Origin of the sequence: Catellatospora sp. TT07R-123 (assembly GCF_018327705.1) — a bacterium.
Classification (GTDB): domain Bacteria; phylum Actinomycetota; class Actinomycetes; order Mycobacteriales; family Micromonosporaceae; genus Catellatospora.
Genome location: NZ_BNEM01000001.1, coordinates 233,249 through 249,425, shown reverse-complemented (window position 1 = coordinate 249,425; position 16,177 = coordinate 233,249). Strand labels below are relative to the sequence as shown.

Genomic DNA, 16,177 nt, shown 5'->3' with positions numbered 1-16,177 from the left:
GTTCGGTGTCGTAGGCAAGGGTTGATATGTTGATAGTGTTACGGCGGTCATGGCGGAGGGGAAACGCCCGGAAACATTCCGAACCCGGAAGCTAAGCCCTCCAGCGCCGATGGTACTGCAACGGGGACGTTGTGGGAGAGTAGGACACCGCCGGACAAACATCGCTGTCAAGGCCCACCCCCCAGGGGTGGGCCTTGACGCGTTTCCGGCCCCCCTTTCCCACCGCCGGACAACACCAGCCACCCCGCCCACACCGCCCCGGCAACCGGCCGGCACCAAGCCGACCCCGGGCCGGCTCAGGCCAGCCCCCTCGGCCTGGGCCTGCTGCCAGCACCAGCCGACTGGCCGGCCCCCGGGTCCTGGCCTGCTGCCAGCACCGGCTGGCCTCCAGGGCCTCCGGGGCCGGGGTCTGCTGCCAGCCCGGCCCGCTCTTCCGCGTCGATCATGAACTTGTGGACGTGTTCGGCGGCGTGTCCCCACCCCACCACCGTGATCAACCACCGGCCACCGACCCGATAGCGCAACACCACAGACACGGCACCAGCTGCGGTGGATGCGGGTCACGGGGACCTGAAGTCCGGGATGTGATCGCCGTCCTCGGTCACAATCTCACGCCTCAGGCCAGATCCCGACCGCAACCAGCGATCACGAGCCCAGGACCGCCGACACACCACCGCGACACCGCCAGCACAACCACGATGCACCAAATCACCGCACCCTGCCTCCCCAAACGGGAAGCGTGCCTCCCCACGGGCAGCGTGCAGTTTCGGGGAAAGTGCTGGAATCCGAAGCCTGATTCCAGCACTTTCCCCGAAACTGCAGAGTCTCGAGCCTTGTCGGAGGCTCGGGCCTCGTCACGGAGCTTTTTGGAACCGCCGCGTGGCTGTGGCGGCATCTCGCCGGTCATCGATCTCGGCCGTAGCGACGGCGGTCCTGGCGATCGTCATGTGCGCTGTGGCCGTGCTCTGCGTACGGTGGCTTGGCGACACTGTCTCAGCTGAGTTCCCAGGATGTCGGCGGGGTCGAGTATTCGGTCGCCCCGGAAGGGTGATCGCGGTAGAACCTGGGGATGACTGAACAACGGCTGCCCGGCGGGCGCAGTTTCGGAGCTGTACGCGTCGGCGAAGAGGTCCGTCGCCCCGGGCAACCGTGGACCGCGACGGTCCACTCGGTGCTGCGGCATCTGGAGGACGTCGGCTTCGGCGGCGCCCCGCGCGCCCGTGGCGTCGACGACCAGGGCCGCGAACGCCTGACGTACCTGCCCGGTGAGACCCTTGGCGAGACCTCGCCCTGGCCGGACTGGCTGCGTTCCGACGAGGCGCTCCGGCAGGTCGGTGCGTGGCTTCGGCGGCTGCACGATGCGACCGCGACGTTCCGGCCAACCGGCGATGCCGTCTGGTTCACCGGTCGGCCGTGGCAGCCGGAGCTCCTGATCGGTCATCTGGACGCGGCGCCCTGGAATGCCGTGTGGGACGACGGGACCCTGGTCGGTTTCGTCGACTGGGACACCGCGAGCCCGTCGCGGCGGGAGGACGATCTGGCGTTCTCGGCGCTGACCTGGGCGCCCCTGCTCACGCCGGAACTCGCGGAGCAGGTCGGATTCGCTGACGCACGCGACCGTCACCGGCGTTTGCACCTGCTGCTGGACGCGTACGGATACACCGGCGACCCGACCGCGATCCGTGACGCGATCCTCGGCCGCGTCGAGCGCAACGTCGCCGTGATCCGGCAGCTGGCCGGCGGCGGGGAGCCGACGTTCCAGCGCATGCTGCCGTGGGCTGCGGACCTGGAACGGTCCGGGGCCGAGGTGGCCCAGCTGCCGGACGACTTCTGGGTCGCGCCGAGCCGCTGACGGACCTGGCCGAGCAGGCAGGCCCGGCGCAGCGAAGAATCGCGGCACCTGGCCTGCCTGCGCGACGGTCAGCCCAGGTGTCTGGCGAAGAAGCGCAGCGCTTCGTCCGTCTCGTACGCGGGGACGTCGCCGTGCCCGCCCGGGTTGGCGCTCAGCGTCTTCTCGGCAGATCCGAACGCGTCGTAGAGCGCCAGGCCCTCGGGCCGGGGTATGCGCTCGTCGTCCCACTGGAGCACGAACCGCACCGGTACGGTGATCCGCGCCGCGGCCTCGGCCAGGCCCAGCGCACCGAACAGGCCCAGCACCGCGGCCCGGATCCGGGGTTCGGCCGCGACCAGCGGGACGCCCAGCCCGCAGCCCAGTGACATGCCCAGGTAGCCGACCGGTCCGGCGCCGACGTGGTCGAGTGCGGTGACGGCGTCCAGCACCGCACGCCAGTCCGGCACGGCCTGCTCGGCCAGCATGGTGTGCAGTCCGGCTACCAGCGCGAACGCGGGTTCGCCCGCCGCCATCCGGGTGCGCAGGTCAGTGAAGGCCTGCTCCAGCTCGGGGGTCTTGGGCCGGTCGCCGTGGCCGGGGGCGTCGATCGCCACCACGGCGTAGCCGCGTTCGGCGGCGTAGCGGCGGGCACCGGCCACGACGCGCGGGGCCGTCTTGTGCTGGCCGCCGCCGTGTCCGAGCAGGACCAGGGGCCGGGGGCCGGCCGCGCCGCCCGGCGTCCACAGGACACCGGGGATCTGGCCGACGGTGAAGTGTTCTTCGCTGACGCCGTCGGCCGACGTGGCGGAGGTGATGGTGAAGCGCATGGCGTCCACACCCTTTCAGGGTGTCGGGGCGGGCGCTCCCTAGGCCATGCGGAGGAGGGAGTCCCGACTGGTCGTGGTCACAGCGTTGATCGGACTCACCTCCTCAGGTCGTCGTGGTGCACGGCGGCGTCGAACATACCACGCGGGTTCAGTTGCGCCGGGGCGCGACCGGAGCGGAGAGACCGGCACTGAACAGCCGGTCGTCGACCTCGTTCAGGGACAGTTTCAACGCTCCGAGCGCGACGGAGTCGGCGCCCAGGGTGGAGGCGCGCACCTCCGGCATGCGCAGGCACAGCCGCTGCATCTCGTGGCGCAGCGGCTCCAGGATCAGGTCGGCCGAGCGGGAGAAGCCGCCGCCCAGGACGACGACCTGCGGGTCGAGGGTGAGCACGAGCGCGGCGGCGCCGACGGCCAGGTCCTTGACATAGCGGCCGACGGCGGTGCGGGCGGCCTTGTCGCCTTCGCGGGCGGCGTTGAAGACCCAGGCGGCGGCGTCGTCCGGGCTGACGGTGTCGGGCACGCCGGGGCAGTTCTGCAGGTGCTCGGGGGCGTTGAGCCAGCGGACGTGCTTGAGCGCGCCGATCTCGCCCGCGGCGCCGCCGAATCCGCGGCGCAGCACGCCGTCGAGGATGAGCCCGGCACCGGTACGCATACCGGCGAGGAGGTAGACGATGTCGTTGGCGTCGCTGGCCGCGCCCTTCCACTGCTCGGCGACGGCGGCGAGCTTGCAGTCGTTCTCGACGACGATGGGGCAGGGGAACCGGGTGCTGAGGTGGCCGGTCAGGTTGACGCTCTTCCAGCCGGGCAGCGGGCTGAAGAAGCTGGTGCGGCCGGAGGCGTCGACGGCACCGGTGACCGCGACGGTGACGGCCCAGATGTCGGCGGGCGCCTTGCCGGCCGTGGTCAGGCACTCGCTGATGACCTTGTCGAGTTCGGCGAGCCGGTCGGCGGGCGGGGCCTCGGCGGCGACGCTGTGGCGGACGGTGTGCACGATGTTGCCGTCCAGGTCGCACAGGAGCGCGAGGATCTTGTGTACGCCCACGTCGATGCCCAGCACGTGCCCGGCGGTGGCCCGGAACTGGTACCGGCGGGCCGGGCGGCCGACGGCGCTGTTGGCGCCGGGCTCCAGGACCACGGCCCAGCCGTCGGCGACCAGCCCCTGGGCGATGACGTCGACGGCTGGGCGGGACAGGCCGGTGCGCTGGGAGAGTTCGGTGACCGTGGACGGCGGCTGGTTGCGCAGGGCGCGCACGATGCTCAGCGAGTTGAGTTCGCGCAGCCGCGGCAGATCCGTTCCGGTGGTGGCCAGGTCTGTCACGGTATGCCCCTTGCAGGCGCGTGGATGCACATGATGAATACGCTACGATCTTTACAAAATGCTGGGTGGATGGCAAGTCGATGATCGGATGCCGACCGGTCGGCGGACGGCGCCGCCGGCCGGCCCGATCGGCGTTCAGGAGATCGGGTACAACTGCTCGCCGGGCGTCACCGCGGCCGTGAAATCGACCGCCCTGCCGTCGACGGCGTACCGGTAGCGGTCGAGCCGCTCGATGCCCGGACGCGCGGTGAGGTAGGCGGTCATCGCGTCGAGCTCGGCGCCGGTCAGCCAGCCCGGCGGATCCGACACCGCCCGGAACCGGCAGATGTCGGCCAGGTCCCGCAGCCACGCCAGCTGCTGGTCGGTGAGCAGGTTGAGCCGGCTGCGGAAGTAGATGACGTCCGGGTCCACCTCGATCAGCGGCTGCTGCCACAGCCGGTGCAGCGTGTTGACCACGGCGTTGCGGGCCATCGCGTCCGACGGGTCGTCGCTGGCGTAGTTCTGCCACATCGGCGCGACGTCGGGGCCGCTGCGCATCCCGTCCAGGATCCCCAGCGACGGCAGCAGGATCCCGCCGCTGCCCAGCAGATACACGTCGTCCCCGGCGGCCCGGCGGATCACCGCGAGCGCGTCGCGGTAGCACTGCTCGCGCTCGCCGCCGTCGGCGCGCGCTCCGGGCGCGGCACCGGCGTTGATGAAGTCCAGCTTGAGGTACTTGAACCCCCACTCGTGCACCACCCGGTGGGTGAGCTCGGCGAGGTACTCGTGCGCGGCCGGGGTGGACAGGTCCAGGGCGTGGTAGCCGGTGCCCCAGTTGTGGCCCGCGATCACCTTCTCGCCCCGGCTGTCGCGCAGCAGCAGCTGCGGCTGCCGCCGTGCCAGCTCGGAGTCGGGCAGGGCGATGAACGGGGCCAGCCACAGCCCGGCCGTCATACCCGTGTCGGTGATCCGCTCGGCCAGCGCCTTCATGCCGGAGGGGAACTTCTCGTTGGGCTCCCAGTCCCCGACCAGGCGCTCCCAGCCGTCGTCGATCTGCACGACGTCGAACGGCAGGCCCCGCAGCGCGGCGACGTCCTTGGAGAGCTGCTGCTCGGTGATGGTCTCGTAGTAGGCGTACCAGGAGCACCAGACGTTGCCGGCGCGGCGGTCGCTGCTGCCCAGCCGGGCCGCGAGCTCGCGGCTGTACGCGCCGAACACCTCGTCCTCGGGCCCGAGGGCCAGGAACCAGGGCTGTGCGCCGTGCTCGTACCAGCCGGCGAGGGTGTCGCGGTCGGCCGTCAGGCGCGGCACGCCCAGGCCGAGCGCGCCCAGCAGCAGGACGTTGCCGTCCCCGGCCTCCAGCGCGGCGACGGCGGAGGAGTGGTGCCGCGCCGGGTCGTCCCACGCGTCGTCGTCGGCGGTGACGCGGCGGACGGGATTGGCGATGCGCAGCGGCGGCTCGGACAGCCGCCGCCAGCCGCACGGGCTCCACGAGTTCTGCCCGTGCCGGTAGAACGGCACGTCCCCGAGTCCGTGCAGGAGCGCGACGCGTCCCGGTGGAAGAATCAGGCCCCCGTCGGCTGCGTGCGGGCTGCCGGGTCCGTCGTGTTCGAGGGCGAGGGTGTGGCCGGCGAGCTCGATGAGCAGTGCCATGGTTCTCCTTGACAGGGTTGCGGTGCGACGAGGTACGGGGTGCGGCGGGCCGGCTGTCCGGCCCGCCGCACCGGTGCGATGGACGGTCGGGTTACTTGAACAGGCCGTTGACCTGCTCGTTGGCCTTCTTCAGCGCGGTGGCGGAGTCGGCGCCGAGGACCGCGGACTGGATGGCGTCCTGCACGATCTGGCTGACCTCGTTGCCGTGGTCGGTGATCGGGACGAAGAACGTGCCACCGGGGGCGGCGGCCTCGTCGACGAAGACCTTCACGTCACGGCCCTTGGCGGTGTGCGCGGCCAGGGCCTTCTCGCTGGCGGACTTGATGGCCGGGAAGACCACGCCGTTGCCGCCGACGATGTTCTGGCAGTCGGCCGACGCCAGGAACTTGACCCACTGCCAGGCCTCGTCCTTGTGCTTGGTGCCCGACCAGATCGCGTCGGACAGGCCGTTGATCGCGGTCTTGCGGCCCTGCGGCCCGGCCGGCAGCGGCGCGAACCCGAACTTGACCTTCGCACCGTCACCCAGGTAGCTGTTGATCATCCAGGAACCCGCCAGGGTGATCGACCCGGTGCCGGCGTTGAGCAGGGAGTCGCGGCTGAGCGTGGACGCCTTGTCCAGCGCGGGGCTGTAGCCCTTGGCGATGATCGACTTGAACCAGTCGATGGTCTCGGCGAGCTTGGGGTCGTCGTACTTGTACTGGGTGCCCCAGGGGTTCTTGTCCAGGTAGGTGAAGCCGTTGCTGGCGGCCAGGTCGCCCCAGCCGTTCTGGCCCTGCGAGCCGTCGCCCCACTCCGGCAGGAAGCCGAAGACCTTGACCTTCTTCTTGTCGAAGGCCGGGTCGAGGCCGTTCTTGCCGTTCGCGTCGACCGTGGCCTTCGCGATGATCTGCTCGAACGTGCCGCCGTCCTTGGGGTTCCAGGTCAGGTCCTGCAGCGCGGCCGCGTCGATGCCCTGCGCCTTGAGCTGGTCGACGTTGTAGACCAGCGCCATGGTGTCCCAGTCTTTCGGCAGGCCGAAGCGCTGGTCGCCCTTGGTGAACAGGTCGGCCAGACCGCCCTGGTACTGCGACAGGTCGACCTTGTCGGCCGTCACGTACGGCTGGATGTCCAGGATCTGCCCCGAGGTGACGAACTGCGGGTAGTACGAGCCCTGGTTGGTCCACACGTCCGGGGCGTCACCCGAGGCGATCTGGGTGGTCAGGTTCTGCCAGTACTCGTTCCACGCCGCCTGGCTGATCTTGACGGTGACGTTCGGGTTGGCGGTGTGGAACGCGTCGGCGCACTGCTGGTAGGAGGCCTTCTGGTTGTCGTCCCACAGCCAGTAGTTGAGGGTGACGGGGCCGCTGCTCTCCTCCTCGGCCTTGCTGCACGCGGCCAGGCCGGCCGCGACGGTCAGCGACAGCAGCGCTGCCGCGACCCGTGAGGTGCGGTTCATCGGATCCTTCTTTCTCAGGGGGTGGTGGTGTTTCACTTGCTTCCGGTGAAGTTCAGGGACTGGACCAGCCGCTTGCCCATGAAGACCAGCAGCAGCAGGACGGGCAGGACCGACAGCGTCGAGGCGGCCATCAGCCCGGTCCAGTCGGGTTGGGTGTTGGGCGACTGCTGGAGGAACACGCCGAGCGCGACGGTGACCAGGCGGTTGTCGTCGTCCCGGCCCACCAGCAGCGGCCACAGGAAGTCCTTCCAGGCCCACACGGTGGTGGTCATCCCGATGGTGATCAGCGGGCCGCGGCTCATCGGCAGCGCGATGCGCCAGAAGATGCCCCAGGGTCCGGTGCCGTCGAGGATGGCCGCCTCCTCCACGTCGCGCGGCAGCGACAGGAAGAACTGGCGCAGGAAGAACACCGCGAACGGGGTCATCAGGATGGTGGGGGCGACCATGCCGGCCATCGTGTTCACCAGGCCGAGGTCCTTGACCAGGATGAAGTTGGGCAGCAGCGTGAAGATCGGCGGCACCATCAGCGCCGCGATCACGATGCCGAAGACCAGGTCGCGACCGGGGAAGCGCAGCCGGGCGAAGGCGTAGCCGGCCATCGCGCAGAACAGGGTCTGTAGCGCGGCGATCAGCCCGCAGTAGATCACCGAGTTCCACAGGTAGGCGGCGAAGTCGAGGTGGGCGCCCGAGCCGCCTGCGGCGCGGGCCTCGGCCTCGCTGGTCAGGCCCAGCACCCGGATGAAGTTGATCAGAGTCGGGTGCGCGGGGAGCAGGCTGGAGTTGTCGCTGTAGATGTCGGCGGCCGGGGTGAGTGCGGTGCGGATCATCCACCAGAAGGGGAAGAGGGTCACCAGGACGACCAGTGCCATCGCCACCCAGGCCACGATCCGGCCGGGGTTGAGAGTCCTGCGTTTCATGTCGGTCGACCCCTTCACGCCAGATCCGAGCGCGACGCGCGCAGCAGGCGCATCTGTATCGCGGTGAGCACGCCGAGGATCAGCGCGAGGCAGATGCCCGCCGCGGCGGCGTAACCCATGTGGAAGAACTTGAATGCCTGCTGGTAGATGAAGTAGTAGATGACCCGGGTGGCGGCGACGGGGCCGCCCTTGGTGGTGACGGCGATGGTGTCGAAGATCTGGAACGAGCCGATCATGGACACCACCAGCACCAGGGCCAGCACCGGGCGCAGCAGCGGCAGGGTGATGCGGCGGAACATGCGCCACTCGCCCGCGCCGTCGATGGCCGCACCCTCGTACAGGTACTGCGGGATCTGCAGCATCCCGGCGTAGAGCAGCAGCGCGGTGTAGCCGGTGTAGGCCCAGGTGTTGATGGCCGCGACCGACGGCATCGCCCAGGTCTCGTCGGTGAAGAAGCCGATCCGGCCCAGGCCCATGGTGTCGAGCAGGTGGTTGACGAAGCCGAGGTTGGTGTCCAGCAGCCACATCCACAGCAGGCCGATGGTCACGTTGGGGACCAGCCACGGCAGCAGCAGCATCGCCCGCAGGGCGACCGAGCGGGTCAGCCGGTGCATCAGCGCCGCGATACCCAGCGCCAGCAGCGTCTGCGACCCGATGTTGAGCACCACGTACCAGGCGGTGACCAGCAGCGAGTTCCAGAACTGGTCATCGGCGAACAGCTTGGCGTAGTTCTCGGTGCCGACGTAGGTCGGCGTGTTGAGCATCGTGTAGTCGGTGAGCGAGTACCAGATGCCCCGGGCGGCGGGGTAGCCGTAGAAGACGGCGAATCCGACCAGCACCGGCAGCAGGAACCACCATGCCGCCCGCCGGTCGTCGCGCTGTTTTGTCGAGCTCATCCACGTCCTCAGATCCATCTCTCGGTCGGCTCTTGCCAGCCGCCCCGCTCTCGAATAATGATGTAGACCTTCGAAATTTTGTCAACACCTCTTCGTATTGCTTCGGTAACGGAGCCCGACGGGGTGGGGGCGCGATGCACCGTACCCGCGTCCTGAACAGCACATGAACGTCGCACCACCGCACGAACGCCGCGCAGCCCGCTGCGCGAGCGCCGCACCGCCAGGAGATCTGCCCGAACTCTTGCACCGGAGAGCGACATGAATTCACGTAACCGCAGCAGGAATCTGCTCGCCGCACTGGGCGCCGCCGTGCTCAGTGCGGCCCTCGTCCTGACCGCTCCGACCGGCGCCCAGGCGGCGCCGGCCGGTCCGCCCGCCCGTCCTGCCGCACCGGCCACTCCCGATCCGGCCCTGCAGGTCCACGCGCTGAGCTCGGCGCCCGGCCCGGTGGACAACCCGCTGAAGGGCTGGGCCCGGTTCTACTCCCCGGGCGGGGACCAGAACAACGGCTTCCCGCACTCGCTGACCTGGGGCTACTTCGGCCTTTCCGAGATCATGACCAATGCCTCGAACTGCGGCAGCTACAACTGGGCGATCTTGGACAGCATGCTGGCCGAGACCGCCGGCTACGGCAACCAGGCCGCCATCCGGATCTACATGACCTACCCCGGCGGCACCGGCAACCACCCGGCCAACGCCATCCCGGCCTGCTTCAACGGCAACGTCGCCACCCGCGCCGACGCCACCTGGAACGTCGTCCATCCCGACTACGACAGCCCGTTCCTGATCAACGCGCTGAAGAACTTCATCGCGGCGTTCGGCGCCCGCTACGACGGCGACCCGCGCATCGGGTTCATCCACCTCGGCCTGGTCGGGCTGTGGGGTGAGTGGCACACCTGGCCCTACGACACCGACACCGCCGACGGGCTGCCCAACTACATGCCCACCGACGCCAACGGCGCCCAGATCGTGGCCGCGTTCGACACCGCGTTCAACAAGACGAAGGTCGAGATCCGGTACCCGGACGCGGCCGGCGGCGCGGCCAACTCCCGCGACATCGGCTACCACGACGACTCGTTCTGCTTCCGCGAGGGCTCGCCGCTACAGGGCGTGACCCTGCCCGCCTCGCTGGGCGGCGCCTCCTACGCGCAGCTGCAGCGCAACATCGCCACCGGCACCGAGAACAAGTGGATCACCAGCTCGATCGGCGGCGAGCTCCGGCCCGAGATCCAGGTCTCGGCGTTCCAGTCCTGGCCCAACGGCTCCGGCACCGTCGACAACCTCAAGGCGTGCATCGAGCTCACCCACGCCACCTGGATGATCAACGAGGGCAGCGCCGCCTACTCGCCCACCGACGCGAACGTCACGGCCGGGGTGCAGCTCATGGGCTACAACCTGACCGTCAACAACGCCTACTACCAGAACACCGCCTCCGGTACGACCAACGTCGGCGTGCAGATCAGCAACACCGGCGTCGCCCCGTTCTACTACCCCTGGACCATGACCCTTGGGCTCAAGAACAGCTCCGGCACCGTGGTGCAGACCTGGGACACCCCGTGGGATCTGCGCACCGTCCAGCCGCTGAACATCCGGGCGTTCCCGGACTGGAACGTGGGATCCGATCCCACGTACCGCGCGTTCGGCTACCCGCAGTACTTCCAGACCAGTGTCAACCTCGGCGCGGTGCCCCAGGGTGCCTACCAGTGGGTGCTGCGTGTGAAGAACCCGCTGGAAGCCGTCGACACCGACGCGAAGAAGCTGCGGTTCGCCAACGCCACCCAGAACGCGGACGGCTGGCTCGGCATGGGTGCGGTGACCGTGGGCACCTCCGGCGGTGGTGACACCACCGCGCCGTCGGTTCCGGCCGGTCTGACGTCGACTGGCCAGACGTCGTCGTCGGTGTCGCTGTCCTGGTCCGCGTCCACCGACAACGTCGGGGTGACCGGCTACGAGGTGTTCCGCGGGTCGACGCTGGTCGGCAGCCCGACGGCGACCTCCTTCACCGACACGGGTCTCACCGCCTCGACCAGCTACAGCTACACGGTCAAGGCCCGGGACGCGGCCGGCAACCGGTCCGTGGCCAGCAACACGGTCACGGCGTCCACCACCTCCGGCGGCGGCACGTCCACCACCTACGAGGCCGAGGCATCGACCAACACGCTGTCCAATGGCGCCGTCGTGGCGTCATGCAGCGCGTGCTCGGGCGGGTCGAAGGTCAGCTCGCTCGGCAACGGAGCGACGATGGCGTTCAACAACGTCGCCGCCGGCTCCGGCGGCATGCAGACCGTGACGATCTACTACCTGTCGGCCGAGGCGCGCACCGCCGTGATCAACGGGCAGACCGTCAGCTTCGCGTCGACCGGCGGCTGGAACACCGTCGGTTCGACCACGGTCGTGCTCAACCTCGGTGCGGGCAGCAACACCATCAACGTCGTCAACCCCACCGGCGGGGCTCCCGACATCGACCGCATCACCCTGCCTGGGGCTGGCGGCGGCGACACCTCGGCACCCAGCATCCCGTCCGGCCTGGCCTCGCCGAGCAAGACCTCCACCTCGGTCTCACTGACGTGGAACGCCTCCACCGACAACGTCGGGGTGACCGGCTACCAGATCCTGCGTGGGGGAAGCCCCGTCGGAACGTCGTCGACCACCGGCTTCACCGACACCGGGCTGACCGCGTCAACCGCCTACACCTACACGATCAAGGCATATGACGCCGCCGGGAACTACTCTGCGGCATCGAGCTCGCTGATCGTGACGACCAGCGCAGGCAGCTCGCCAGTCAGCTACGAGGCCGAAGCCTCCGGCAACACCCGTACCGGCGGGGCCGTGACCGCCTCGTGCGCCGCGTGTTCGGGCGGGTCGAAGGTCGGCTACATCGGCAACGGCGCCACCCTCGTCTTCAACGGCATAGCCGCAGGATCCGGTGGCGCCAAGACCATCACCATCTACTACAGCTCGGCGGTCGCCCGCTCGGCTGTGGTGAACGGCCAGACGGTCAACTTCTCGCCCACCGCCGACTGGAACACCGTCGGCTCCACCAGCGTGACCCTCACCCTGAGTGCCGGCAGCACCACCATCACCATCGCCAACCCCAGCGGCTGGGCTCCCGACATCGACCGCATCGTCGTCAGCTGATCCCGATCCACGACACCGGCCGGGCATCCGCCCGGCCGGTCCCTCACCCTGCGCAAAAGAAGGCCTCCAGATGAGACTAACCGGACGAAGAGTGCGATTCGCCGTCGCGCTGCTGGCCACCCTGACCCTGGCCACCGGGACACCCGCCGCGGCGACACCCGCGCCGAGCACCCCGCAGTGGACCCCGCTGACCTACACCTCGGCCCCCGCCGACAACCCCCTCAAGGGCTTCATCCCGTACGCGGGCAGCTACCAGACCTTCCCGTACAGCATGGAATGGTTCTACCTTCCGCTGAACGCCGTGATGACCGGCCCGCACCAGTTCCGCTGGAACGCCCTGGAGAAGCAGCTCAACGACATCGCCTCCAGGGGCCACCAGGCCGTCTTCCGCTTCTACCTCGACTATCCGGGCAAGCCCACCGGCGTCCCGCAGTACCTGCTCGACCAGGGCCTGGCCACCCACACCTACGACGACTTCGGCAACAACGGCGTCAGCGTCGCCCCCGACTACAGCGACCCGCGCCTGGTCTCGGCGCTGGAGAACTTCATCGGGGCGTTCGGCCACCGCTACGACGGCGACCCGCGCATCGGGTTCATCACCCTCGGCCTCATCGGCTTCTGGGGCGAGTGGCACACCTGGCCCTACGACGGCTGGACCAACCCCGAGAACTGGATGCCCGGCACCGACGTGCTCACCCGCATCCTGACCGACTACGACGACGCGTTCGACCGCACCCGGCTGCTGGCCCGCTACCCGAGCCCGCAGAACAAGGACCTGGGCATCGGCTACCACGACGACTCGTTCGCCTTCGAGACCCTGCCGCCGACCTCCTGGCACTTCGTGCAGCGCCTCATCGACGAGGGCGTCACCGACAAGTGGCGTACCGAGCCCGTCGGCGGCGAGCTGCGCCCCGAGATCCAGTCCTGCCTGTTCGAGGAGCCCGTCAGCTGCGGCCAGTACGAGGACTACGCCGCCTCGGTCGAGCAGACCCACGCCTCCTGGCTGATCAACCACGCCGCCTTCGCCCCGACCGGCTATACCGGCGACGAGTACTTCCGCGCCGTGCAGGCGGCGAAGTCCCTCGGCTACGAGCTGACCGTCACCGAGGCCGCCGTCAGCGCGCAGCGCGTCTCGGTCCGCATCGCCAACCGGGGTACCGCGCCCTTCTACTACCCCTGGAAGGTCGAGCTGGCCGCGATCGACGACCAGGGCCGCGTCGCCGCCCGCTGGCAGACCGGCTGGACCGTCACCGGCATCCAGCCCGGCGCCGACCCCACTGAGCTGACCACCGCCGTCAACACCCACGGCCTGAAGCGCGGCAGCTACGACATCGTCCTGCGCATCGCCAACCCGCTGCCCCAGGGCATCCCGCTGCGCTTCGCCAACACCAGCCAGGACACCCACTCCGGCTGGCTGCGGCTGGGCACCGTCACCACCCGCTGACGACGCCCGAGATCTGTTCCTGCCACCCGTCCATGAAAGGAACATCAGTGCCCAAGCTACGCAGACTGCTCGCGGCCACCGCGACAGCGCTGACGCTCTCGCTGACCGTGGCCGTCCCGGCCACGGCGGCACCGGCGGGACCGCCGCCGCGCCCGGCGGCCGGTCCCGGCCCGGACACCAGCCTCACCACGCACACCTACACCTACGCCGACGCCCCGGTCGGCCAGCCGCTCAAGGGTTTCGCCCCGTACCTGTTCCCGGGCGACAACCTGTCCACGAAGTACCCCGGCGGCCTGGTGTGGAGCTACTTCGCCCTCAACGAGGTGATGAAGGACCCCGCCAACTGCGCCAACATCGACTGGAGCGTGTTCGAGAAGGCCCTCGACGAGGCGGCCGTATGGAGCCGCCAGGTCGCGTTCCGCTTCTACCTCGAATACCCCGGCGGCAGCGGCACCCACCCCGGCAACGGCATCCCGCCGTGCCTGAACGGCAAGATGGCGCTGCGCACCAACGGATTCTGGGGCACCGTCAGCCCCGACTACGACGACCCCGACGTGATCGCCGCGCTGACCACGTTCATCAACGCGTTCGCGGCGAAGTACGACCACGCGGGGCCGGGCGGCACCGCCGACCCGCGCATCGGCTTCATGACCCTGGGCCTGGTCGGCCTGTGGGGCGAGTGGCACACCTGGCCGTACGACCGCGACACCGCCGACGGCTACCCGAACCTGATGCCGACCGACGCGACGATCCGCACCATCATCGGCGCGGCCGACGCGGCGTTCTCCAACATCCAGGTCGAGGTCCGCTACCCGCTCGCGGGCACGGAGGGCACGGCGAACATCGGGTTCCACGACGACTCGTGGCCGTACAAGGAGATCCGCAACGGGCAGCTCAAGGGCATGACCCTGCCGGTGTCCATGAACGGCTGGGACGACGCGTTCCTCCAGTTGCAGCTCAACACCGACACCGAGAACCGGTGGATCACCCAGTCCATCGGCGGCGAGGCCCGCCCCGAGATCCAGGGCAGCCTCTACACCGACTGGCCCAACGGCGCCAACCAGGTCGACAACGTCCTGGCCGCGACCGAGCTCACCCACATCAGCTGGATGATCAACCAGACGGGCGCGGGCGGGTACAGCCCCACCGACCCGAAGGTGTCGGCCGGGGTCCGCAAGATGGGCTACAACCTGCACATCCCGCAGGCCAACTTCAACGCCGTCGCCTCGGGCAGCTACAAGGTCGGCGTCACCGTGCAGAACAACGGCGTGGCACCGTTCTACTACCCGTGGACGGTCCAGCTCGGTCTGCGCGACGGCGCGGGCAACGTCGTCAAGACCTGGGACACCAGCTGGGACCTGCGCACCGTGCAGCCCCTGCAGATCCGGGCCTTCCCCGACTGGAACGTGGGCGCCGACCCGAAGTACCTCGACTTCGGCCGTCCGGTGAACTTCTCGACCACGGTCAGCACCGCGGGCGTGCCCGCGGGCGACTACAGCCTGGTCCTGAAGGTGCGCAACCCGCTGGAGACGGTGACCGCCGACGTCCTGCGGGCCCGCCCGGCGGCCAGCCGGCTCACCGACTGGATCATCGACCAGTGGCGGCCGCGCCTGCCGCTGTCGTTCGCCAACGCCAACCAGGGCGCCGACGGCTGGGTCAACCTCGGCGCGGTCAGCACCAGCTCCTGCACCGGTGACTGCACGGCGCCGTCGGTGCCGTCGGGCCTGGCGGTGACCGGGGTGACGAACACGAGCGTGTCGCTGTCGTGGTCGGCGTCGACGGACAACGTCGGCGTGACCGGCTACCAGGTGCTGCGCGACGGGGTGGTGGTCGCCTCGCCGACCGGCACGACGTTCACCGACACCGGCCGGAGCCTGGGCACCACGTACCAGTACACGGTCCGGGCGCTGGACGCGGCGGGCAACGTCTCCAACCAGTCCGCGGCCGTCTCGGCGACCACGACCGGCTGCTCGGGCGACTGCGCCGCGCCGTCGGCGCCGACTCTGTCGACGACCGGCAAGTCCGACACGACGGTGTCGCTGTCGTGGACGGGCTCGACGGACAACGTGGGAGTGACCGGGTATGAGGTGTTCCGGGGGTCGACGCTGGTCGGCAGCCCGTCGGGCACCACGTTCATGGACACGGGGCTGACGGCGTCGACTGCTTACGCGTACACGGTGAAGGCCCGTGATGCCGCAGGTAATCGGTCGGCGGCCAGCAACGCGGTGTCGGTGACCACCGATGCGGCGCCGCAGCCGCCGACGGGTCTGGTGCTGGACAACTTCGACGGCACCCCCGCGTACCCGTCGTCGAACCTGAACGACCTGGGTAAGTGGACCGGCGGCAACTGCTTCCTCGACGGCGGCGGGTCCGGTGTCGTCACGGGTGGGGCGCTGAGCCTGCGCTACAACAACTGCGGCTGGTTCGGCTCCGACGTCGGGGTGGACCTGAGCGCCTACACGTACCTGGTGGTGCGGGTGAAGGGCGCGGCCGGAGGCGAGCAGACCCACTTCAACCTGGGTCTGGGCGGTGTGACGAAGGTGTTCGGGGACTTCACCCTCGACGGCGGGGCGCACCCCGTCATAACGACGGCGTACCAGGACATCAAGATCCCGCTCGTGGCGAACGGGATCAGCCGCAACTCGCCGTCGCAGCTGGCCATGGGCTTCTGGTACGGCGGCAACTCCACCATCACGATCGACCACATCACCTTCCAGTAGCAGTCCGGCCGCCTGGCCG

At 69.5% G+C, this 16,177-nt stretch carries 10 protein-coding genes and 1 rRNA gene; 5 read left to right on the top strand and 6 right to left on the bottom strand.

Annotation, left to right across the window (positions count from 1 at the left end):
- The first annotated feature begins 39 nt into the window (after nt 1-39).
- Both rrf and Cs7R123_RS01000 read left to right on the top strand, forming a co-directional pair.
- A 5S ribosomal RNA gene (gene rrf / locus Cs7R123_RS01005) occupies nt 40-156 on the top strand.
- A 913-nt stretch (nt 157-1,069) separates the two neighbouring features.
- A complete protein-coding gene (locus Cs7R123_RS01000) occupies nt 1,070-1,852 on the top strand; it encodes a phosphotransferase (RefSeq protein ID WP_212822694.1) in 783 nt (260 codons plus the stop codon).
- A 68-nt stretch (nt 1,853-1,920) separates the two neighbouring features.
- On the opposite strand, the gene Cs7R123_RS00995 is transcribed toward Cs7R123_RS01000, so the two are convergent.
- From Cs7R123_RS00995 to Cs7R123_RS00970, 6 genes are all read right to left on the bottom strand, one after another.
- Nucleotides 1,921-2,658, bottom strand: a complete 738-nt coding sequence (locus tag Cs7R123_RS00995; protein WP_212822693.1) for a dienelactone hydrolase family protein — start codon at nt 2,656-2,658, stop codon at nt 1,921-1,923.
- 148 nt (nt 2,659-2,806) lie between these two features.
- On the bottom strand, nt 2,807-3,976 hold the full coding sequence (locus Cs7R123_RS00990) for an ROK family transcriptional regulator (RefSeq protein WP_212822691.1): 1,170 nt from the start codon (nt 3,974-3,976) through the stop codon (nt 2,807-2,809).
- Between the two features lie 135 nt (nt 3,977-4,111).
- The gene (locus Cs7R123_RS00985) at nt 4,112-5,608 is read right to left on the bottom strand and encodes a glycoside hydrolase family 36 protein (protein ID WP_212822689.1); all 1,497 of its coding nucleotides are present in this window, start codon (nt 5,606-5,608) and stop codon (nt 4,112-4,114) included.
- 91 nt (nt 5,609-5,699) lie between these two features.
- Entirely contained in the window at nt 5,700-7,043 is a 1,344-nt protein-coding gene (locus Cs7R123_RS00980) for a sugar ABC transporter substrate-binding protein (protein ID WP_212822687.1), read from the bottom strand.
- Nucleotides 7,044-7,075: 32 nt separating this feature from the next.
- Nucleotides 7,076-7,960: a carbohydrate ABC transporter permease gene (locus tag Cs7R123_RS00975; RefSeq protein ID WP_244871534.1), complete on the bottom strand. Its 885-nt coding sequence runs from the start codon at nt 7,958-7,960 to the stop codon at nt 7,076-7,078.
- A gap of 14 nt (nt 7,961-7,974) precedes the next feature.
- Complete coding sequence (locus tag Cs7R123_RS00970; RefSeq protein ID WP_212822685.1) at nt 7,975-8,856, bottom strand: carbohydrate ABC transporter permease; 882 nt, start codon at nt 8,854-8,856, stop codon at nt 7,975-7,977.
- A gap of 258 nt (nt 8,857-9,114) precedes the next feature.
- Here Cs7R123_RS00970 and Cs7R123_RS40635 point away from each other — a divergent pair, with 258 nt between their 5' ends.
- From Cs7R123_RS40635 to Cs7R123_RS40630, 3 genes are all read left to right on the top strand, one after another.
- Complete coding sequence (locus Cs7R123_RS40635) at nt 9,115-11,994, top strand: fibronectin type III domain-containing protein (RefSeq protein WP_212822683.1); 2,880 nt, start codon at nt 9,115-9,117, stop codon at nt 11,992-11,994.
- A 91-nt stretch (nt 11,995-12,085) separates the two neighbouring features.
- A complete protein-coding gene (locus Cs7R123_RS00960) occupies nt 12,086-13,438 on the top strand; it encodes a DUF4832 domain-containing protein (protein ID WP_244871533.1) in 1,353 nt (450 codons plus the stop codon).
- 47 nt (nt 13,439-13,485) lie between these two features.
- Nucleotides 13,486-16,158, top strand: coding sequence for a fibronectin type III domain-containing protein (locus tag Cs7R123_RS40630; RefSeq protein ID WP_212822679.1), 2,673 nt, complete (start codon nt 13,486-13,488; stop codon nt 16,156-16,158).
- Nucleotides 16,159-16,177 lie beyond the last annotated feature (19 nt).

Excerpts from the sequence above, each read along its gene's own strand:
- Cs7R123_RS00995 (WP_212822693.1), bottom strand. The coding sequence starts at position 2,658 with ATGCGCTTCACCATCACCTCCGCCACGTCGGCCGACGGCGTCAGCGAA.
- Cs7R123_RS00975 (WP_244871534.1), bottom strand. The coding sequence starts at position 7,960 with ATGAAACGCAGGACTCTCAACCCCGGCCGGATCGTGGCCTGGGTGGCG.
- Cs7R123_RS00970 (WP_212822685.1), bottom strand. The coding sequence starts at position 8,856 with ATGAGCTCGACAAAACAGCGCGACGACCGGCGGGCGGCATGGTGGTTC.
- Cs7R123_RS00985 (WP_212822689.1), bottom strand. The coding sequence starts at position 5,608 with ATGGCACTGCTCATCGAGCTCGCCGGCCACACCCTCGCCCTCGAACAC.
- Cs7R123_RS01000 (WP_212822694.1), top strand. The coding sequence starts at position 1,070 with ATGACTGAACAACGGCTGCCCGGCGGGCGCAGTTTCGGAGCTGTACGC.
- Cs7R123_RS00980 (WP_212822687.1), bottom strand. The coding sequence starts at position 7,043 with ATGAACCGCACCTCACGGGTCGCGGCAGCGCTGCTGTCGCTGACCGTC.
- Cs7R123_RS40635 (WP_212822683.1), top strand. The coding sequence starts at position 9,115 with ATGAATTCACGTAACCGCAGCAGGAATCTGCTCGCCGCACTGGGCGCC.